Origin of the sequence: Micromonospora sp. NPDC004540, assembly GCF_040610095.1 — a bacterium.
In the GTDB taxonomy this organism is placed as follows: Bacteria; Actinomycetota; Actinomycetes; order Mycobacteriales; family Micromonosporaceae; genus Micromonospora.
In genome coordinates this window covers 14,860-34,899 of the sequence record NZ_JBEXLR010000064.1, presented here as the reverse complement: position 1 = coordinate 34,899, position 20,040 = coordinate 14,860, and the positions used below count along the sequence as shown (strand labels likewise).

Genomic DNA, 20,040 nt, shown 5'->3' with positions numbered 1-20,040 from the left:
CGGGTCCAGCCCGAGGACGAGTTGCAGGTGCAGGGCGAGCAGGAACTGGAAGCCGAAGTAGGCGGCCACCATGAGGAACTGGGTGACGTTGGCGGCGACCAGGCCGGGCGCGCGCAGCACCCGGGGCGGCAGCAGCGGGGTGGCGGCGCGCCGCTGCCGGGCGGCGAAGCCGGCGAGCAGCGCCGCGGCGAGCGCACCCGCGCCGAGGGTGCGCGGCGAGGTCCAGCCGTGCTGGCCGGCACCGACGATGGCCAGCACGGCGGCCATCAGCCCGGCCGTCGCCAGCACCGCGCCGAGCAGGTCCAACCCGGCCCGCAGCCCGGCGCCGCGGTCCGGCTCGATCTGCCGTACGGCGCCGGCCACGATCGCCACGCCGATCGGCAGGTTGATGAGGAAGATCGACCGCCAGCCGGCCAGGTCGGTGAGGACGCCCCCGGCCAGCATGCCGAGCGAGGCGCCTGCGGCGCCGGTGAAGCTGAACACGGCGATGGCCCGGGCCCGCTCGGCCGGCTCGGGGAAGATCCGGACGATCATGCCGAGACTGACCGCGGTGGTGAGCGCGCCTCCGACGCCCTGCGCGAACCGGGCGGCGACCAGGGTTCCCGGCCCGGCGGCGACCGCGCAGAGCAGCGAGGCGAGGGTGAACAGGATGACGCCGACCAGGAAGACCTGCCGCCGGCCGAGCAGGTCGCCGAGCCGCCCGGCCAGCAGGAGCAGCCCGCCGAAGGCGACCAGGTAGGCGTTCACCACCGAGGCCAGTCCGGCGGCCGGGAAGCCGAGGTCGGCCTGGACGGCGGGCAGCGCCACGGCGACGATGCTGCCGTCCAGGATGATCATCAGGCTGCCGGCGCAGAGCACGAGCAGCGCGGGCCAGCGGTTGGTCCCCGCCATCGGAATGCCTCCTTGGTGCACGGTTTGTTACTGAGGCCATCGTCTGTGACCATGAGGCGGAGCGGAAGGAGGCACTTTGATGTCCCAGGGGAACAGGTGTGTGTCCATCCAGGCCGACCAGGCGCGGGCCTGCACCGTGCGGGAGGCGCTGGACCGGGTCGGCGGCAAGTGGAGCATCGGCATCCTGATCGCCGCGTCCCAGGGCCCGATCCGCTTCACCGAGCTGGAGCGGCAGGTCGAGGGGATCAGCCGCCGGATGCTCACGCTGACCCTGCGCAACCTGGAGCGGGACGGCCTGCTGGACCGGCACGTCCACCCCACCGTGCCGCCCCGGGTCGAGTACACCGCCACCCCGATGGCCCAGGAGCTCTACGAGTCGCTGGTGGCGCTGACCCGCTGGGCGGAACGGCACCGCGAGGGGATCAGCGCGGCGCGGGCGGCGTACGACCGGGAGCACGGGGCGCCGGTCGGCTGAGCGCCACTGTGGCGAAGGCCACGCAAATCCGTCTGACCGATCGGTCAGGTGCTGACCGATCGGTCAGGCATCCTGGAGGGCATGGCACGAGCGGTACCGGAGACCCACGGCGAGATCCTCGCGGCGGCGGCGCGACGCTTCGCCGTCACCGGCTACAAGGGCACCTCCCTCCAGGACATCGCCCGCGCGGTGGGCTGCTCGAAGGCGACCGTGCTCTACCACTTCGCCAACAAGGAAGCCCTGCTCAGCGAGCTGATGGCACCCGCCATCGCGGTGCTGGAGGCACTCGACGCCCGGCTCGCCGGCACCACCGGCGCGGCCGCGCAGGAGATCGCCGGCGAGGGCTTCGTCGACCTGGCGGTGCGCTTCCGGCGGGAGATCGCGCTGCTCCGGGGCGAGTTCCCCGACCTGCTCCAGCAGCCCGCTTTCGCGCACATCCAGCAGATCTCCGAACGGCTCGTCGAGGCGTTCGCCGGCCACTCCGACCGGCCCTCCGCGCGGATCGCCGCGCTGGTGGTGCTCGCCGGCATCGCCGAGACCTGCGCCGAGTTCATCGACATCCCCGACGACGAACTGCGGCCCGCCCTGCTGGCCGTGGTCCGCCGGGCCCTCGAACCCGTCAGCTGATCCCCGTTCCGACCCGAGGACAAGGAAACCCATGGCGACCCTGCTCTACCGGCTCGGCCGGGCATCGTTGCGCCGCCGGCGGCTCGTCGCCGTCGTGTGGCTCGTCGTACTCGTCGGCCTCGGCCTCGCCGCGGCCACCCTGAAGGGCCCGACGGCGAGCAACTTCACCATGCCGGGCACCGAGTCCCAGAAGGCACTCGACCTGCTCGCCGACCGGTTCCCGGCGGCCAGCGGGGCCACCGGCACCATCGCGGTCAAGGCGCCCCAGGCCGGCCAGCTCACCACGCCGGCCGGGCAGGCCCTGGTCAAGCAGGTCACCCAGGAGGCGGCCACGCTGCCCGGGGTGGTCGGCGCGGTCGACCCGTACCAGGCGCAGGCGCTCACCCCGGACGGCCGGTACGCGCTGATCCAGGTGCAGTTCCAGGGCCGGGCCGACGACGTGACCGACGCCCAGCGCGAGGCGTACGAGAAGGTCGGCGCGCAGGCCGAGGCGCAGGGCTGGCAGATCGCCCCCGGCGGTGAGGTGCTGAACGCCGAGCCGGAGGTCGGCTCCACCGAGGCGCTCGGCGTGCTGATCGCGGCGATCGTCCTGATCGTCACCTTCGGCTCGCTCGTCGCGGCCGGGATGACCATGCTGAACGCGCTGATCGGCGTCGGCGTCGGCATGGCCGGCCTGTACGCGCTCAGCGGCGCGGTCGAGCTGACCAGCACGGCGCCGATCCTGGCCCTGATGCTCGGCCTCGCGGTCGGCATCGACTACTCGCTCTTCATCACCTCGCGGCACCGGCAGAACCTGCTCGACGGCCTCTCTCCGGAGGAGGCGGTCGGCCGGGCGGTCGGCACCGCCGGCTCCGCCGTGGTCTTCGCCGGCGCCACCGTGGTGGTCGCGCTCGCCGGCCTGGCCGTGGTGGGCATCCCGTTCCTCACCGTGATGGGCCTGGCCGCCGCCGGCACCGTCACCGTGGCCGTGCTGGTGGCCATCACGCTGGCCCCGGCCCTGCTCGGCTTCGCCGGCCGCAAGGCGCTCCCCCGCAAGCTGCGCGGGCGGGACGCGGTGGCATCCCCGGCCACCGGCTCGGAGGACCGGTCCGGGTTCGGGTTCCGCTGGGCGCACTGGGTGACCCGGCTGCGCATCCCGGTCATCCTGGTCGGCCTGCTCGGCCTCGGCCTGCTCGCCGTTCCCGCCCAGGACATGCGGCTGGCGCTGCCGGACGCCGCCACCGCCGCCGAGGGCACCCCGGCCCGGGTCAGCAACGACCTGATCCGGGAGGGCTTCGGTCCGGGCTTCACGGGCCGGCTCGCGGTGGTCGTCACCGCCGACTCGCCGCAGGCCACCCAGGCCGCCCTGCCGCAGGTCACCGCCCTGATCCAGAAGACCGACGGCGTGCTGGCGGTGGCCCCGCCGCAGCTCGACCAGACCGGCCGTACCGCGCTGCTCGGGGTGATCCCCAGGACCGGCCCGACCGACGCGGCCACCGAGACGCTGGTGCACGACATCCGCGCGCAGGTCGGCGGCATCCAGAACGCCGACGTGCTGCTGACCGGCGTCACCGCGATCGGCATCGACGTGTCGGAGAAGCTCTCCGACGCGCTCCCGGTCTACCTGCTGCTCGTGGTGGGCCTGTCGGTGCTGCTGCTCATGCTGGTGTTCCGATCGATCCTGGTGCCGGTCAAGGCGGCGCTGGGCTTCCTGCTCACCGTGGCGGCCACCTTCGGCATCACGGTCGCGGTCTTCCAGCAGGGCCACCTGGCCGACCTGGTCGGGCTGGACACCCCGGGCCCGCTGGTCAGCTTCCTGCCGATCCTGCTCATCGGCATCCTGTTCGGCCTGGCCATGGACTACGAGGTCTTCCTGGTCTCCCGGATGCGCGAGGACTTCGTGCACGGCGACACCGCCCGGCAGGCCACCATCAACGGCATGGGGCACGGCGCCCGGGTGGTCACCGCCGCCGCGCTGATCATGATCTCGGTGTTCGGCGGCTTCGTCTTCCTGGAGGACCCGGTCATCAAGTCGATGGGCTTCGCGCTCGCGATCGGTGTCGCCATCGACGCGTTCGTGGTCCGGATGACCATCGTGCCGGCGGTGATGTCGCTGCTCGACAACGCCGCCTGGTGGCTCCCGCGCTGGCTCGGCAAGGTGCTGCCCAACGTGGACGTCGAGGGCGAGGGCCTGCGCGCCCACCTCGCCGAGCGCGAGCCCGCCCAGGTGTGACCGGTGATCTGCCCGGCCGGTCAGACGCCGGCCGGGTAGGTCTCCATCTCGCCCGGGGTGGGCAGCGCCGGCAGCGGGTGCAGCGCGGTCGCCTCGTCGCACCAGATGAACGCGTCGTAGCGCTCGCCCAGCCGGGTCGGCACGTAGTTGCCCCAGGACTCGAAGCTCGGGTCGTAGACCACCCCGATGGCCCGGTGGTCGGCCGATCCGGTCACCCACTCCGGCTGGTCCTCGCCGCCGAAGACCAGCACCGCCCGTTCCGGCATCAGCTCGTGCAGCCGCCGCTCCACCGAGCCCTCCCGGGCCGGCGGCACCACCATGGCCTCGGCCGGCGAGCCCCAGCGCGGCGCGGCCACCACCGTCCCCCGGTAGCTGCCGAAGCCGACCAGCGCCACCGCGTCCCGGCCGTGCCGTTCCCGGCCGAGCTGGCCGATGTTCACCATCCCCTCCCCCGCCATGTCGGTGGCGCGGGCGTCGCCGACGTGGGTGTTGTGCGCCCAGACGATCCCGCGCGCCTGCGGGCCGTAGCGGTCGAGCAGCCGGTCCAGAGTGTCGGCCATGTGGATGTCGCGGATGTTCCAGGACTCCGGGCCACCGCCCACCATGGCCCGGTAGTAGCGTTCGGCCCCGGCCACCACCTCCGCGTTCTGCCAGGCCGAGAAGCGGTCCGAGCCGTCCGCGGCGGCCTGTTCCCGGGTACGCGCCAGCAGCCGGACCACCTCCTCCTCGCACCGGGCCGAGACGAAGCGGCTGGCCATCCCGTAGTCCTCGACCCGTTTCCCGTACGGCTCAAAGCAGCGGTACGCCTCCTGCGCCGCCTCCAGCGAGGCCGGGTCCTCCTCGCCCAGGTAGTCGAAGATGGCCTGCATCGACTCCCAGAGGCTGTAGACGTCCAGTCCGTGGAAGCCCGCCCGCTCCCCCTCGGGGCGCTCCAGGTTCCACGCCCGCAGCCAGCGGCAGAACCGGGCCACCTCGGCGTTGGCCCACATCCAGGTCGGCCAGCGCTCGAAGCGTTCCAGCGCGGTCTGCGGATCGGCCAGCCCGCCGGGGGCGCCCACCACCGAGCAGTTCACCCGGTCGCAGTCCGGCCAGTCCCCCTCCACCGCGACGAAGTCGAAGCCCTGTTCGGCGATGAGCCGCCGGGTCAGTTGCTCGCGCAGCCGGTAGTAGTCGTAGCTGCCGTGCGTCGCCTCGCCGATCATGACGATCCGCGTGTCCCGGACGCGTTCCAGCAGCGGGTCGAAGTCGCTCGGCGCGCCGAGCCGCTGTACCAGCATGCCAGCGGCTACCCGGGACCCGTCCGGGCAAACGGCCACGCCGGCGGGCATGGCGCCCGGCACAGCGGGTAGCCCGCCGGCATGACCGTCACCGGGGTGCAGTTGCAGGAGTTCCTGGCCGGGCTCGACTACCCGGTCTCCCGTGCGGACCTGGTCCGCTGGGGCCAGGAGAACGGCGCGAGCACCGAGATGTTGCAGATGCTCAAGGCGCTGCCGGCGGAGGAGTTCAACACCCCCGCCGAGCTGGGCGAGGCGCTCAACACCCTGGTCTGACCCGGTTACCGCCCGGCCGTCCCGGGGTTACCGGCGTGCAGCAGCCGGAACAGCACCAGCCACTGCTCTGGCCAGACCAGCCCGACCGGCGTGTCCGGGGCGAGCCGGGCGGCCCGCAGTGCCCCGTCGAGGCGCCGGCGCGGGTACCCGGCGCGCAGCGAGGCGGCCAGCGACCCGCCGACCCCGCCGAAGCCCCGCTCCACCATCCGGCGATACGCGGGCAGCGCCGCCGGGGCCAGCAGCGGCTCCGGGCGGCGGTCCAGCCGGAGGATGCCGCCGTCGGCGGCGGGCACCGGGCGGAACGCGTCCCGGCGCACCCGGCCGGCCAGCCGCCAGTGGTGCTCGGGCCAGGTGAGCACGGTGAGCCGGCTCCACCGGCCGTGGTCGCCGGTGCGCTTGCGGGCGTAGTCGAGCTGCGTGAGCAGGGTGGCTGAGCGCAGGCCGGGCGCGGCGAGGCACCAGCGGACCACGGGGGCGGTGAGCGACCACGGGATGTTGCCGACCACCGCGAACGGCTCGTCGGGCGGGACGGCGGCCAGGAAGTCGGCCGCCCGGACCCGGACCTGCGGCAGGTCCGCGCAGGCCGCGGTCAGCTCCGGCAGCACCGCGGGGTCGACCTCGTACGCGACCAGCCGGTCGCACCGGGCGGCGAGCGGCCGGGTCAGCCGGCCGCGCCCGGCGCCCACCTCCAGCAGCAGGTCGTCCGGGCCGGGGCGGGCCGCCCGCACCATCCGCGCGACGGCGGCCGGGTCGGCGAGGAAGTTCTGGGACAGTACGCGACGGGACCGGTCGCGCGCGGTGGTAGGGAGTCGGCGGGGCGCCACGGGTTCGTCCTGTCTGTCGCCGGAGGGCGACGGGAACGGACAGGCGCAGGAGGAAGCCGGGCCTGTCCGAGCGGATCGGGACTCGGACGACCCTGGACATCGGTGGGTACGCGGCACCGAGCCGCCGGGCCCGGGCGTGGGCCGGCGGTGCGGACGGTCAGGTCAGGCGCGGTGGGCGTACCGGCCGGCCAGGGCCGGACGCCGGAGCCACGGGCGGGCGACCAGGAGGAGCCCCCGCGCGGCCGGCGTCGCGGCCACGTCGATCAGGGCATGCGTGCACATGCCGGCCAGGCTAGCGGCGGCCCGGCCGGCCCGCGACGGAATTCCTCAGAGGTCGACGGTGCGCCGCTGGCTGCGCGCGGTCTCGGCGGCGTCGAGCACGGCCACCACCTCCCGGCCGAACCGGACGTCGCAGCGGTGGTCACGGGTGCCCGCGTCGACCTCCTCCAGCAGCTGGTCGATGGCCGTGCCGAACGCCTGGAGCACGCTGCCGTCGCCGGGCGGGACGGTCTCGGTGCCGTTCTCGCCGAAGAAGACGAAGTCCCGGGTGACCGCCTCCGGCGGCGCGTCGAGGGTGAGCGAGAGCGTGCTGGTGGCACCACCGTCGTGGGTGAGCAGCAGGTGCACCAGACCGCTCGGCCCGTCCATGACGGCGACCCGGGTGACCCGGCCGAGCACCGGCAGGATCAGCGACAGCGCGTGCGGGCCGATGTCCCAGAGCGCGCCCCGGTCGCGCCGCCACTGCGAGCTCCCGTACGGGTTTCCCGGCTGGAAGATCGAGGCGAACATGGTCGCCCGGGCGTGCTGCCAGCCGCCGACCGCCGCCGTCGAGGCGAGGAAACCGGTGACGTTCGGGTGGTACCGCTGGGTGAAGAAGACCACCGACGCCACCCCGGACGCCTGCGCGGCGGCGACCACCCGGTCGGCCTCGGCGAGGCTCAGCGCCAGCGGCTTGTCCAGCAGCAGGTGCCGCCCCGCGGCGGCGGCCCGGACGGCGATCTCGGCCTGCACGTCCGGCGGCAGCGCCACGGCGATCGCGTCGCAGGCGGCCAGCAGCTCGTCCACGTCCTCGAAGACCGGCACGCCGTGCCGGGCGGCCAGCGTGGCGGCCTTCGCCGGGTCACGCCCCCAGACCCCGGCCAGCTCGGCCCGCGGGTGCGCGTCGATGGCCGCGGCGTGCGTCTCCGCCGCCCAGTGACCGGTGCCGAACAAGCCGAACCGCACCACGGACCCCCTGCTGTCGTCCTCCGCCACGGCGTACGCCGGTGGCCGTGATCCACGCTAGTCGCCCGGCCCGGCCGGCGCGCCGCGACCCCGTGGGAGAGCCGGGCGAAGGTGGCTACTACGACGATTAGTAGGCTGTGCCGGTGAACGGTACTGCGCCGGGATGGCGTCGATGACCAGCGCCGCGGCGGCCGGCTCGCCGGTGGACGGGATTCTCGCGACGGCCTCGATCGTGCTGTCGCTCCTGATTGCGGTATGGGCCCTGGTGGCGGCGGTACGCCACCGGGCGCCGGACCGGCTCCAGTTCGTCGGCCTGGCCGTGCTGGAGGTGGCCCTGCTGGCGCTCACCGTGGTGGCGCTGGTCGCGCTCGGCGGCGGCGAACGGCCGGGCGAGCCGGGTGCGTTCTTCGGCTACCTGGTGACGCTGGTCTGCCTGCCGCCGCTGGCCTGGGTGCTGGCCCGGATGGAGCCGACCCGGTGGGGCTCGGCGATCGTCTGCGCCGTCTGCCTCGTCACCCCGGTGGTGGTGGTCCGGTTGCAGCAGACCTGGGAGGTCGTCGGTGGCTGAGCAGCGGGCGACGAACCGGGGGCCGGGCCGGTTGCTGATCGCGGTCTACATCCTCTTCGCCATCGCGGCGACCTCGCGGGCCGGGCTCCAGATCGCCACGAAGTTCGACGAGGCGCCGGTGGCGTACCTGCTCTCCGCCCTGGCCGCGCTGATCTACATCGTGGCGGCGGTGGGGCTGGCCCGGGCCGGGCACACCGGTCGCCGGGTCGCGCTGGCCTGCTGTTCGGTGGAGCTGGTCGGGGTGGTCGGCGTCGGCATCCTCAGCCTGGCCGACAGGGAGCTGTTCCCGGACGAGACGGTCTGGTCCGGCTTCGGCAGCGGCTACGGCTACATCCCGCTGGTGCTGCCGGTGCTCGGCCTGTTCTGGCTCTGGCGCACCCGGCACGACCCCGCCTGAGGGGGATCGTGCCGGGCGGGACGGCCCCGGTCAGTCCTTGGGGCCGCCGGCGACGTAGATGACCTGGCCGGAGACGAAGGACGCGCCCTCGCTGGCCAGGAACGAGATGGTGTGCGCGACGTCCTCCGGGCGGCCGGTGCGGCGCACCGGGATCTCCGCGGCGGCGTGCTGCTGGAGCGCCTCGAAGTCGACCTTCATCCGGGCCGCGGTGGCGGCGGTCATGTCGGTGACGATGAAGCCCGGCGCGACCGCGTTGACGGTCACCCCGAACGGGCCCAGCTCGATGGCGAGGGTCTTGGTGAAGCCCTGCAGGCCGGCCTTGGCGGCCGAGTAGTTCGCCTGGCCCCGGTTGCCCAGCGCCGAGGTGCTGGAGAGGTTGACGATCCGGCCCCACTTCCGCTCGACCATGTGCTTCTGGGCGGCCTGGCTGAACAGGAACGCGCCGCGCAGGTGCACGCCCATGACGGTGTCCCAGTCGGCGTCGGACATCTTGAACAGCAGGTTGTCGCGGAGCACGCCGGCGTTGTTGACCAGCACGGTCGGCGCGCCCAGCTCGGCGGCGACCCGCTCCACGGCGGCCGAAACCTGGGCCCGGTCGGAGACGTCGGCGCCGACGCCGAGCGCCCGCCCGCCCGCGGCCGCGATGGCGTCCACGGTCTCCTTGGTCGCCGACTCCTCGATGTCGACCACGGCGACGGCCATGCCGTCGGCGGCCAGCCGTCGGGCGGTCGCCGCGCCGATGCCGCGCGCGGCTCCGGTCACGATGGCGACGCGGGGCTCCTCCGACATGATTACCTCCCGGTAACTTGGGCTCGATCGAAGGAGCTTAACGCCCGCGCCCGCGCTCAGAAGCTGGTGCCCCGGCAGATCCGGATCCACCGGTAGCCGTAGCCGGTCAGCTTCAACCGGTCGAGCTTGCCGACGTCCTCGTAGTTGCGGTCGGTGAGCACGTCGATCGGCAGGTCGGCCTCGGGGGCGAGGACGCTGAGGTCGACCTCGGCGTCCTCGGTGCCGAGGTTGTGCAGGAAGACCATCGTCCCGGTCGGCCCGTCGGCCCGGTGCGCCAGCACCCCGGGCGGCATCGGCACGTCGATGTGGCTGGTGCTCCCCGAACCGATCTCCGGGGCCTCGCGGAGCGTGCGGATCATCCGCTCGAACCAGCCCAGCAGCGACCTCGGGTCCTTCCGCTGGGCGGTCACGTTGACCTTCTGGTAGCCGTACTCGCCCTTGTCGATGACGGGGCGGACCAGCTTCTCCGGGTCGGCCGTGGAGAATCCGCCGTTCTCCTTGTACGACCACTGCATCGGGGTGCGGATCGCCTCCCGGCCGGGCAGCGACAGGTCCTCGCCCATCCCGATCTCCTCGCCGTAGCGCAGCACCGGCGTGCCGCGCAACGAGAACTGGAGCGCGTACGCCAGCTCGATGCGGCGGCGGTCGTTGCCGAGCATCGAGGCCAGCCGGCGGCGGATGCCCCGGCCGTAGAGGCGCATGTCCTCGTCCGGGCCGAACTGCTCGTACACCTGGTTGCGCTGCTCGGCGGTGAGCCGGGACAGGTCGATCTCGTCGTGGTTGCGCAGGAAGGTGGCCCACTGCCCACCATCGGGCAGGGCCGGCGTGTCCCGCAGCGCCTCGATCACCGGCTCCGGGTCCTGCCGGGCCAGGGCCAGCATGAGCCGCCCGTTCATCATGAAGTCGAAGAGCATGTGGATCCGGTTGGCCGAGCCGCCGCTGTCACCGAAGTAGACCGGCAACTGGTCCGGCTCGACGTTCGCCTCGGCCAGCAGGACCGCGTCGCCCCGCCGCCACTGCACGTGCTGGCGCAGCTCGGTGAGGAAGTCCAGGTCCTTGGGCGAGTTCGAGTTGCCCGGCTCGGTCAGCTCGATGATGAACGGCACCGCGTCCATCCGGAAGCCGGAGACGCCGAGCTGGAGCCAGAACGACATGATCTTCTTGATCTCGGCGCGGACCTCGGGGTTGGCGACGTTCAGGTCCGGCTGGAACTTGTAGAAGCGGTGGTAGTACCAGGACTTCGCGGTGCGGTCGTAGCTCCAGGTCTCGTTCTGCTCGCCCGGGAACACCATGCCCTGGTGCCGGTCCGGCGGCGCCTCGTCGCTCCACACGTACCAGTTGCGGTAGGGCGAGTCGGGCGAGGAGCGGGCGGACTGGAACCACGGGTGTTCGTCCGAGGTGTGGTTGACCACCAGGTCGATGATCACCCGGATGCCCCGGTTCCGTGCCTGGTGCAGCAGTTCGGCGAAGTCGCCGAGGGTGCCCAGCTTCGGGCTGACGTTGTAGAAGTCGGTGGCGTCGTAGCCGTCGTCCCGGTTCGGCGACGGGTGGATCGGGTGCAGCCAGAGGCACGTCACCCCGAGCCGGGCGAGATAGTCGAGCCGGCCGATCAGGCCGCGGAAGTCACCCACGCCGTCGCCGTCGGAGTCGGCGAACGTGTCGACGTCGAGGCAGTAGACCACCGCCTCCTGATACCACCTGTCACCCATGCCCGGTTTACTTCTCCGGTTGCCGACCGCGGCAAACCCGCGACCGGCGCATCCGGCCGGTACGGTGCCGGCATGAGCGCCGACAACCACGCCCTCGACTGGTCCGCCGGCACCTGGCTGAACCCGCCGGCGCGGGCCGACTCCGCGGACGACGGGCTGCTGGTCGAGCCGCGCGGGGGCAGCGACTTCTGGCGGCGGACCAGCTACGGCTTCGTGCACGACGACGGTTCCGCGCTGCTCGCCCCGTTCCCCGTGGACAGTGCCGTGGAGGTGAGCTTCCGGCTCGACTACGCCGCCCAGTTCGACCAGGCCGGGGTGCTGGTCCGGGTCGACGAGCGGCGGTGGACCAAGGCCGGCGTGGAGGTCAGCGACGGGCAGCCGCAGGTCGGCGCGGTGGTCACCGACGAGCGGTCGGACTGGTCGGTGGCCCCGGTGCCGGACTGGTCGGGGCGGGACGTGACGGTCCGGGTCAGCCGGGCCGGGGACGCGCTGACCGTCCGCGCGCGGGTGGACGCCGAGCCGTGGCGGCTGGTCCGGGTGGCCCCGCTGGACCCGGAGGCCGAGGCGGCGGCCGGGCCGTACTGCTGCTCGCCGAGTCGCGGCGGCCTGGTGGTCCGCTTCACCGGCTGGCGGCGCGGGCCGGCGGACGCCGCGCTGCACCCGGAGGGCTGATCCCACGGTCCGTGGGGCGGGTCACCGGCAGGTGTGACGGGCGCCGGCCGGGGTACCGCTTACGGATCCCCGGCACCGTGCGGAAGGACGCCCATGGCACTCGCCCAGAACGTCGACCCGAACCAGTTCACCGGGCTGACCGGCTGGGTGGCGAGCGTGATCGACTCGTTCGGCGCGGTCGGGGTGGCCCTGCTGGTCGCCCTGGAGAGCATCGTCCCGCCGATCCCGAGCGAGGTCGTGCTGGCCATGGCGGGTTACCTCGCCGCCGAGGGCCGGTTCAACGTGGTGCTGATCGTGCTGGCCGCGACGGCCGGCTCGCTGCTCGGCGCGCTGGTGCTCTACTGGCTCGGCGCGGCGCTCGGCGAGGAGCGGCTAAAGCGCTGGCTGGACCACGTCCCGCTGGTGGACCGGGAGGACCTGGAGAAGGCCGACCGCTGGTTCGAGCGGCACGGCCGGTGGGCGGTGCTGATCGGCCGGGTGGTGCCGGTGGTCCGCAGCCTGGTCTCCGTGCCGGCCGGCGCGAACCGCATGCCGCTGGGCGAGTTCATCCTGCTCACCACGCTGGGCAGCGGGGTGTGGAACACGCTGATCGTCGGGGCCGGTTACGCCCTGGGCTCGCGCTGGCAACAGGTCGACCGGTACAGCCAGTGGTTCAACTACGCGATCTTCGCGGTCTTCGCCGTGATGATCGTCAGTTGGGTGGTCAAGAAGGTGCGCCGGCGGCGCGCCCGGCAGTCGGTGACCGCCGGGCGCTGACCGCGGCGCGGGATCAGAATCCCGCGGTGATGGTGGTGAACTCCCAGGTGTTCTGGGCGATGCCGGAGCAGTTGGAGACCACCCCGCCGCCCGGGCACGGCCGGTCCCGGTTGACCGACCAGAAGGCGAACCGGGCCAGCCCGCGGGCCTTGGCCCAGTCCCGGATCTGCGTCCAGGTGGCCGGGGAGGTCAGCTCCTGCTGGTCGGAGAGGCCGTTCATGCCGGAGAGGCCCATGTGGGCGTAGGCGGTGGCGTCGGACCAGCCGAAGGCCGTCTTCAGCGCGTTCTTCAGGCCCTCGGCGGCGTTGACCGTGCTCTGGTACATGTTCGCGCCGCCGCCGAAGTCGAACGGCATGATGGTGAAGACGTCGATGTTGGCGCCCTTCGCGGCGGCCTGGTTGATCAGCCGGGTGCCGTAGTAGTTCGGCCCGGTGGTCGAGGTGCCGAAGGTGACGATCGTCCTGATCCCCGGGTTGTTCTGCTTGACGATCTTCAGGGCGTCCAGGATCCGGTCCTGCACCACCTCGTTCTCGAACTCGTCGCTGTTCTCGATGTCGATGTCGATCGCCTTCAGGTTGTAGGCGTTGATGACCTGCTGGTAGGCGCCGGCCAGCGCGCCGGCCGAGGAGCAGTTCGGGCCGAGCTTGTTGCCGCTCCAGCCGCCGAACGACGGGATGACGTCACCGCCGGCCGCCTTGATCGCGGCGATGGTGCTGGCGTGCGTGCCGCCGGTGAGCGGGCCGCTGCCGTCCCAGGCCGGGGTGCAGCCGCCGCCGGAGAGCACGAACGCCATGGTGAACCACTTGATCCCGGTCGCGCCCATCACGGTCGACGGCGCGGGCGGGTCGCCCCAGCCCGGGTAGAGGTAGGGCGCGGCAGCCATGGCGCCGCCGCCCCCGCCGGTGCAGCCCGTGGTGGTGGCCGACACCGCCGCCGACTTCGCCGACTCCCCGCTGGCGTTGTAGGCGGCCACCGTGTAGCTGTGCCCGGTGCAGGCCGCCAGGCCGGAGACGGTGGCCGAGGCGCCGGTGACGGTGGCCTTCACGCTGCCGCCCTCGTAGACCCGGTAACCGGTCACCGTGCCGGAGACGGCGTTCCAGGCCAGCGAGACCGAGGTGTTGGTGGTGCCGGTGACCCGGAGGCCGGCCGGGGTGGCCGGGGCGCCCGGGTTGCCGCCTCCCCCGCCGCTGCACGAGCCGCCGTTGACCGTGCAGTTCGTCGGGTCGCCGGTGCCGCTGACGATGAAGCCGAAGCTGGTGCTGGCGCCCGGGGCGAGGGTGCCGTTCCAGGACTGGTTCACCGTGGTGACGTGCTGGCCGGAGGTGGTCAGCCGGGCGTCCCAGAACGAGCCTAGGGTGCTGCCGGCGGGCAGGTCGAACTGGACGTTCCACGAGGAGATGCTGGCTGAGCTGTTGTTGGTGACGGTGAACTTGGCCTCGTACCCGGTGCTCCAGGTGGAGGTGCGGACGAAGGCGGCGGTGGCGGCGGAGGCGGGCGACGCGGCCAGCAGGGTGCCCGCGACCAGGGCGGCGGCGAGCGCGGCGGCGAACGTCGCCACGCGGGTGGAGCGGAGTCTCACGGCGTCCTCCAGGGACCGTTGTGGTGGAGGGTGGGCATTTACGACCGTCGACGTGCGCTCATTATTAAGACTGTTAACTGTTTCTGTCCAGAGGCAGACCGGGGGTCCCCCGCGGGGACCCCCGGCCCGGCCGCTCAGCGGCGGAAGGTGAACCAGTTGACGTTGACGAAGTCGGCCGGCTGGCCGCTGCTGAAGGTCAGGTAGACGGTGTGCCGGCCGGTGACCGCGGCGACGTTGCCCGGCACCGAGCGCCAGCTCTGCCAGCCGCCGGTGTTGGCGACCGCGAAGCTGCCGATCGGCGGGTTCGTGGGGCTGTCCACCCGGACCTGGACCAGCCCGCTCACCCCGGCCGGCGCGCCCGAGGCGACCCGGGCCACGAAGTCCCTCGGCGGGGTGGCGCCGAACTCCACGTTGTCGTAGCGGGTCCAGTCGCCGTTGGCCAGCCAGCCGATGTCCTGACCGCCCTCACCGCACGCCTCCACCTGCACCCCGTTCTGCCCGGTGAACGCCTCGGCCTGGATGGTCGAGTAGGCGTCCACCGCCCCGCCGGGCGGCGGGGTGGTCGGGGTGGGCGACGGCGTGCCGCCGCCACCGCGGGTGTAGGCGGCCACGTAGTCGACCAGCATGGGCCGGCCGGAGACGGTCGAGGCGGTGGGCGTGGCGGAGCCGGCCACCCCGTTCGGGAAGCCACCGCCCATCGCCACGTTGAGCAGCATGAAGTAGCCGCCGTGGTTGGTCATCTGACCCCAGTACGGCTCGCCGACCTGGCCCTGGCTGACGGTGTGGAAGAGCTGGCCGTCGACGTACCAGCGCAGTTGCTGCGGGCTGGTCGAGGCGTCCCACTCGAAGCGGTAGGTGTGGAACGCCGACTGGCAGGTGCTGCCCGGGCAGGCGCGGGAGGCGCCGATGCCGTTGAACTCGTTGCACGGCCCGCCCGGGGCGACGCCGCAGTGCAGCACTCCCCAGACCGAGTTGATCCCGTTGACGTTCTCCATCACGTCGAACTCGCCGATGCCCGGCCAGTTCTGGTAGTTGCCCCGGTACGGGGAGCCGAGCGCCCAGAAGGCCGGCCAGTAGCCGGCGGCCTGGGCGCCGGTGACGTTCGGCATCTGGATCCGGCCCTCCAGCGCCAGGACTCCCCCGGCCGGCGGCTTGAAGTTGGCGCGGACCGTCTCGATCCGGGCCGACGTCCACCGGCCGGCGGCGTCCTTGAGCGGGGTGATGCGCAGGTTGCCGGCGCCGTCCTGAGCCAGGTTGGCGGTGCTGGCGGTGTAGGTCTGGATCTCGCCGGTGCCCCAGTTGGCCGGGCCCCCCGGGTAGCTGGTGCCGGTGTCGATGATCCAGTTGGCCGAGGAGGGCAGGGTGCCGGCCGCGCCGGTGAAGTCGTCGCTCCACACCAGACTCCAGCCGCTGGGCGGCGGCGGCACGGCGGCCTGGGCGGACATGGTGACGGTGGCGAGGGCGGTGGTGGTGGCGAGCACGGCGGCCGCCAGGGAGAGCCGCCGGCGCGATCGGCGCACGGCGGACGGGGCGGCCGCGGCCGCCGGGACAGGGTTCATGGGGGATGCCTCTCTGCGGGGACGGGCGAGAGAGAGCGCTCTCTGAGGCGTTTTTCTACGCGCCCGTCCCCGCACTTGTCAACGTGCGTCGATGCCTTCCGGCTGGGGGCGGCGCAGCACCGCCTGCTCCAGCGCGGTCCACGCCGTCGTCGTGACCAGGTAGAGCACCGCCGCGAGCGGCACCACCAGGGCCACCAGCACCGTGGTGAAGGGCAGCAGCGGGACCAGCCGGCCCAGCACCGCGGCGCCCGGGCCCTCGGCGGGCGCGCCGGCCACGGTGCCGGTGGCCGCGGCCGCCCGGCGCGCCCGCCGGGACGACCACCAGGCCAGCACGAGCAGCGCGGCCAGCAGCACCCCGAAGACCGCCACCACCGGGCCGGTGAGCCCGTCGCCGAGATGCCACCCCAGGGGCACGCCGGCGAGCTTCTCGTCCAGCAGGTGCGGGTGCCCGTCGCCGGTGGCGAAGAGGCGGTACATGACCAGGAAGAACGGCGCCTGCAACAGCGCCGGCAGGCAGCCCGCGACCGGGCTGGCCCCGGCCCGCCGGTAGAGCGCGAACAACTCGCTCTGCAGGCGGCCGGGGTCGTCGGCGTACCGCCGCTGGAGGTCGCGGACCTCGGGGGCGAGCGCCGCGCGGCGCCGCTCCCCGCGGACCTGGGCCAGGCTGAGCGGCGAGATCAGCAGCCGGACCCCGATGGTGAACAGGACGATCGCGGCGGCCGTGGCGGCCCCGCCGGTCAGCGGGGCGAGCGTGCCGGCGAGCCAGGTGACGACGGAGGCGGCGGCGGAGGCCGCGGTGTGCAGTGGTGCGAAGGCGAGCATGGGGAAACCCCTCGGTCCGATTCCGGATGCCCCGACGGGACGACGCGTCCCGGCGGGACGGATGACGACGGAACCGGCCGCGCGGCGGCGGTGCGGCTACGCGGCCGAGGGGCGCAGCCCGGGCGCGCGGGGGCGCGGTCGCCCCGGGGCGTCCGGGTCGACCTGCCGGGGCACCCGGCGGCGCCGGGAGCGGGCCCGCAGGGCGACGGCGCGCGGGCCGCCGGGCGGCGCGGGCAGCGCCCGGACCCGCAGCGCGAGCAGCGTGGCGAGCAGCAGCGCGGCGGCCACCGCCGCACCGGCGAGGAGGCCGGCCGGGCGGTCCGCGAGCAGGACGAGGGCGTACGCCCACGTCCCCGTCACCAGCATCCCTGCCACACGACCACCCTAGAACCCGATGTCACGCCCTGAGCCCGGTCACCGTCCGCGACGTCGCGACCGGGGCGAGGGCGGGCTACCCCGCCAACGGCGCCGCACTCCTCCTGGGCGCGGATTCCCCGTAGCCACCGCGCTCCGCGGTCCCGCGGAGGGGTGCGGCAACCGGCGCGTACCCGGCGACACGCCGCCCCGGGCGTTTTCCGCGGCCGACACGGTGGGTAACAGGGCGTCGACCGCGCGGCACGGTGCCGCGCCGGTACGGAGCGGACGGTGGTGTCGATGAGCGGGTCAGTGGCGGAGCGGAAACGGAGCGCCGCACCGGGCGGCACGGACCTGCTGACAGTCGGCGTGGAGGAGGAGTTCCTGCTCGTCGACCCGCACACCGGGGCCGCCGTGCCCGCCGTCGACCTGGTCATGGACCAGGTGCCGGCCGAGCTGCGGGGCCAGGTGGAGCGCGAGTTCCAGACCAGCCAGATCGAGATCGGCAGCCCGCCCGGGCTGGAGCTCTCCTCGATCCGGCACTCGTTGGGGATGCTCCGCGCCGAGTTGGCCGACGCCGCCGAGCGGGCCGGCGTCCGGCTGCTGGCCATCGGCACCGGGCCGGTGGACGGGCCGGTGCCGCCGGTGGTGGACAAGCCCCGCTTCGACCGGATGATCGAGCGGTTCCGGCTGCTGGTGCCGGGCCCGGGCAACAACGGCATGCACGTGCACGTCGGCATCCCCGACGCGGAGACCGGGGTGCAGGTGCTCAACCACGTCCGGCCGTGGCTGCCGATCCTGCACGCGGTCACCGCCAACTCCCCGTTCGCCAAAGGCGCGGACACCGGCTACGCGAGCTGGCGCTCGGTCGAGTGGGAGCGCTGGCCCTCGGTGGCGCCCACCCCCTGGCTCGACTCGCACGAGCACTACGAGCGGCTGATCCGCCAGCTCATCGCCAGCGGCGTGATGCTCGACGAGGGGATGCTCTACTGGTACGCCCGGCTCTCCGCCAAGTACCCGACCGTGGAGATCCGGATCGGTGACGTCTGCCCGTCGGTGGACGACGCGGTGCTGGTCGCCGCCCTGGTCCGGGCCCTGGTGGCGACCGCCATGACGGAGATCGCCGAGGGGCGGCCGGCCATCAACACCGACCACCACCTGCTGGTCGCCGCGCACTGGCGGGCGGCCCACGACGGGCTGGAGGGCGAGAGCGTCGACCTGACCGACGGCGAGCTGCGCCCGGCCTGGGAACTGCTGGACGGGCTGGTCGAGCGGGTCCGCCCGGAGCTGGAGCGGCACGGCGACCTCGACCGGGTGACCGACCTGCTGGGCGGGCTGCGCCGGCACGGCAGCGGCGCGGCCCGGCAGCGGGCGGTGTTCGCGCGTACCGGCGAGCTGGTCGACGTGGTCGCCGACGTGGCCCGGCAGACCCGGGGCTGAGCGGCCCCGCCGGCCGGGCGCGCGTGACAGGATGGGCGTCGTGGCGGAGCGGATGGTCGTCGTCGGCGGGGACGCCGCCGGAATGGCGGCGGCGTCCCAGGCCCGGCGCCGCCGCGACCTGGCCGACCTGGAGATCGTGGCGTTCGAGCGGGGCCACTTCACCTCGTACTCGGCCTGCGGCATCCCGTTCTGGGTCAGCGGGATCGTGGCGGAGCGGGACCAGCTCATCGCCCGGAACCCGGCCACCTTCCGCGACGAGTTCGACATCGAGGTCCGGCTGCGGCACGAGGTCACCGCCATCGACCTGGACCGCCGCGAGGTGGTCGCCCGGGACCTCGACGGCGGCGGCGAGGTCCGCGCGGGCTTCGACACCCTGGTGTACGCCACCGGCGCGAGCCCGATCCAGCCTGAGTGGGCGCGCGGCGGGGTGGCCGGGGTGTTCGGCATGCAGACCCTCGACGACGGCAGCGCGCTGCTCAACTGGCTGGAACGCGAGCCGAAGCCCCGCCGCGCGGTGGTGGTCGGCGGCGGCTACATCGGCGTGGAGATGGCCGAGGCGATGCTGCACCACGGGCTCTCGGTCGACCTGGTCGAGCAGGCCGACCAGCCGATGTCCACCGTGGACCCGGACATGGGCGAGCTGGTGGCCGAGGCGATGCGTGGCACCGGCATCGGCATCCGCACCGGCCTCACGGTCACCGGCCTCGACAAGCGGGACGGCCGGATCGCCGCCGTGGTCACCAACGAGGGGCCGATCCCGGCCGACGTCGTGGTGCTGGGCCTGGGCGTACGCCCGAACACCGCCCTCGGCGAGGCGGCCGGCCTGCCGGTCGGCCCGTCCGGGGCGATCCGCGTCGACCGGCGGATGCGGGTGCCCGGGGTGTCCGGTGTCTGGGCGGCCGGCGACTGCGTGGAGTCGCTGCACCGGGTCAGCGGCATGCCCGTGCACATCCCGCTCGGCACGTACGCCAACAAGCAGGGCCGGGTCGCCGGGATCAACATCGGCGGCGGGTACGCCACCTTCCCCGGCGTCATCGGCACGGCGGTGACCAAGGTCTGCGACCTGGAGGTGGGGCGGACCGGCCTGCGCGAGCGGGACGCCAGGGCGGCCGGCTTCGAGTTCGTCACCGTGCTGGCCCAGTCGACCAACCGGGCCGGCTACTACCCCGGCGCCCGCCCGATGACGGTGAAGCTGATCGCGGAGCGACCCAGCGGCCGCCTGCTCGGGGCGCAGATCGTCGGCTGGTCCGAGGCGGCCAAGCGGATCGATCCGCTGGCCGTCGCGCTGTGGAACAACATGACGGTGGACGACATGACCGCGCTCGACCTGGGCTACGCGCCGCCGTACGCCCCGGTCTGGGACCCGGTGCTGATCGCCGCACGCAAGGCCGTCGACGCCCTCACCCACGCCGGCCGCTAGCGGCCTGTCGGGTTTCGGTTGGATCGACCGGTGCGAGTGCCGGGGGACGACGAGGTGGTGGCGCAACTCCGCGCTGCACTCACCGCGGCCGGCTGGCGCCCCTGAGCCGTTGTGGGTGCGTCTGTTGTCGTTCCAGCGACAACAGACGCACCCGAAGTTCTTTGTCGGGGGG

At 73.6% G+C, this 20,040-nt stretch carries 20 protein-coding genes; 10 read left to right on the top strand and 10 right to left on the bottom strand.

Annotated elements, in window-relative coordinates; translation table 11 throughout:
- The coding region (locus ABZV78_RS20855) for an MFS transporter (protein ID WP_355640862.1) at positions 1–891 on the bottom strand (891 nt) is incomplete at its 3' end.
- A 79-nt stretch (positions 892–970) separates the two neighbouring features.
- Between ABZV78_RS20855 and ABZV78_RS20850 the strand changes: the two genes are divergently transcribed.
- The 3 genes from ABZV78_RS20850 (at position 971) to ABZV78_RS20840 (ending at position 4,205) form a co-directional block, all read left to right on the top strand.
- Positions 971–1,366, top strand: a complete 396-nt coding sequence (locus tag ABZV78_RS20850; RefSeq protein ID WP_355640860.1) for a helix-turn-helix domain-containing protein — start codon at positions 971–973, stop codon at positions 1,364–1,366.
- A gap of 81 nt (positions 1,367–1,447) precedes the next feature.
- Positions 1,448–1,993 (top strand): helix-turn-helix domain-containing protein, encoded by a 546-nt coding sequence (locus ABZV78_RS20845; RefSeq protein WP_355640858.1) that lies wholly within the window; start codon positions 1,448–1,450, stop codon positions 1,991–1,993.
- 31 nt (positions 1,994–2,024) lie between these two features.
- Entirely contained in the window at positions 2,025–4,205 is a 2,181-nt protein-coding gene (locus ABZV78_RS20840) for an MMPL family transporter (RefSeq protein ID WP_355640856.1), read from the top strand.
- A 20-nt stretch (positions 4,206–4,225) separates the two neighbouring features.
- Here the strand turns inward: ABZV78_RS20840 and ABZV78_RS20835 are convergent, their stop codons facing one another.
- Positions 4,226–5,482 (bottom strand): erythromycin esterase family protein, encoded by a 1,257-nt coding sequence (locus tag ABZV78_RS20835; RefSeq protein ID WP_355640855.1) that lies wholly within the window; start codon positions 5,480–5,482, stop codon positions 4,226–4,228.
- A gap of 81 nt (positions 5,483–5,563) precedes the next feature.
- Between ABZV78_RS20835 and ABZV78_RS20830 the strand changes: the two genes are divergently transcribed.
- Positions 5,564–5,755 (top strand): DUF2795 domain-containing protein, encoded by a 192-nt coding sequence (locus ABZV78_RS20830; protein ID WP_107079291.1) that lies wholly within the window; start codon positions 5,564–5,566, stop codon positions 5,753–5,755.
- A 5-nt stretch (positions 5,756–5,760) separates the two neighbouring features.
- Here the strand turns inward: ABZV78_RS20830 and erm are convergent, their stop codons facing one another.
- Both erm and ABZV78_RS20820 read right to left on the bottom strand, forming a co-directional pair.
- Positions 5,761–6,579 (bottom strand): ErmE/ErmH/ErmO/ErmR family 23S rRNA (adenine(2058)-N(6))-methyltransferase, encoded by an 819-nt coding sequence (gene erm / locus ABZV78_RS20825; protein ID WP_355640853.1) that lies wholly within the window; start codon positions 6,577–6,579, stop codon positions 5,761–5,763.
- Positions 6,580–6,906: 327 nt separating this feature from the next.
- Positions 6,907–7,803 carry a Gfo/Idh/MocA family oxidoreductase gene (locus ABZV78_RS20820; protein WP_355640851.1) on the bottom strand — a complete coding sequence of 299 codons (897 nt, stop codon included), beginning with the start codon at positions 7,801–7,803 and terminating at the stop codon, positions 6,907–6,909.
- Positions 7,804–7,966: 163 nt separating this feature from the next.
- Between ABZV78_RS20820 and ABZV78_RS20815 the strand changes: the two genes are divergently transcribed.
- Positions 7,967–8,371: a hypothetical protein gene (locus tag ABZV78_RS20815; RefSeq protein WP_355640849.1), complete on the top strand. Its 405-nt coding sequence runs from the start codon at positions 7,967–7,969 to the stop codon at positions 8,369–8,371.
- Entirely contained in the window at positions 8,364–8,768 is a 405-nt protein-coding gene (locus ABZV78_RS20810) for a hypothetical protein (protein WP_091262250.1), read from the top strand. Before ABZV78_RS20815 ends, ABZV78_RS20810 begins: the two co-directional genes overlap by 8 nt.
- 30 nt (positions 8,769–8,798) lie before the next feature.
- Here the strand turns inward: ABZV78_RS20810 and fabG are convergent, their stop codons facing one another.
- Both fabG and ABZV78_RS20800 read right to left on the bottom strand, forming a co-directional pair.
- Complete coding sequence (gene fabG / locus ABZV78_RS20805; RefSeq protein ID WP_355640847.1) at positions 8,799–9,557, bottom strand: 3-oxoacyl-ACP reductase FabG; 759 nt, start codon at positions 9,555–9,557, stop codon at positions 8,799–8,801.
- A gap of 56 nt (positions 9,558–9,613) precedes the next feature.
- Positions 9,614–11,266, bottom strand: coding sequence for an alpha-amylase family protein (locus tag ABZV78_RS20800; RefSeq protein ID WP_355640845.1), 1,653 nt, complete (start codon positions 11,264–11,266; stop codon positions 9,614–9,616).
- A gap of 72 nt (positions 11,267–11,338) precedes the next feature.
- Between ABZV78_RS20800 and ABZV78_RS20795 the strand changes: the two genes are divergently transcribed.
- Positions 11,339–11,938 (top strand): DUF1349 domain-containing protein, encoded by a 600-nt coding sequence (locus ABZV78_RS20795; protein ID WP_355640844.1) that lies wholly within the window; start codon positions 11,339–11,341, stop codon positions 11,936–11,938.
- 93 nt (positions 11,939–12,031) lie between these two features.
- Positions 12,032–12,694, top strand: coding sequence for a DedA family protein (locus ABZV78_RS20790; protein WP_355640842.1), 663 nt, complete (start codon positions 12,032–12,034; stop codon positions 12,692–12,694).
- 13 nt (positions 12,695–12,707) lie between these two features.
- On the opposite strand, the gene ABZV78_RS20785 is transcribed toward ABZV78_RS20790, so the two are convergent.
- From ABZV78_RS20785 to ABZV78_RS20770, 4 genes are all read right to left on the bottom strand, one after another.
- A complete protein-coding gene (locus tag ABZV78_RS20785; RefSeq protein WP_355640840.1) occupies positions 12,708–14,273 on the bottom strand; it encodes a cellulose binding domain-containing protein in 1,566 nt (521 codons plus the stop codon).
- Positions 14,274–14,407: 134 nt separating this feature from the next.
- Positions 14,408–15,832 carry a carbohydrate-binding protein gene (locus tag ABZV78_RS20780; RefSeq protein WP_355640838.1) on the bottom strand — a complete coding sequence of 475 codons (1,425 nt, stop codon included), beginning with the start codon at positions 15,830–15,832 and terminating at the stop codon, positions 14,408–14,410.
- Between the two features lie 78 nt (positions 15,833–15,910).
- On the bottom strand, positions 15,911–16,654 hold the full coding sequence (locus ABZV78_RS20775; protein ID WP_355640836.1) for a membrane protein insertase YidC: 744 nt from the start codon (positions 16,652–16,654) through the stop codon (positions 15,911–15,913).
- Positions 16,655–16,750: 96 nt separating this feature from the next.
- Positions 16,751–17,020 (bottom strand): DUF6412 domain-containing protein, encoded by a 270-nt coding sequence (locus tag ABZV78_RS20770; RefSeq protein ID WP_355640868.1) that lies wholly within the window; start codon positions 17,018–17,020, stop codon positions 16,751–16,753.
- Between the two features lie 279 nt (positions 17,021–17,299).
- Between ABZV78_RS20770 and ABZV78_RS20765 the strand changes: the two genes are divergently transcribed.
- Both ABZV78_RS20765 and ABZV78_RS20760 read left to right on the top strand, forming a co-directional pair.
- A complete protein-coding gene (locus ABZV78_RS20765; protein WP_355640834.1) occupies positions 17,300–18,448 on the top strand; it encodes a glutamate--cysteine ligase in 1,149 nt (382 codons plus the stop codon).
- 40 nt (positions 18,449–18,488) lie between these two features.
- Entirely contained in the window at positions 18,489–19,868 is a 1,380-nt protein-coding gene (locus tag ABZV78_RS20760) for an FAD-dependent oxidoreductase (RefSeq protein WP_355640832.1), read from the top strand.
- Positions 19,869–20,040: the final 172 nt, after the last annotated feature.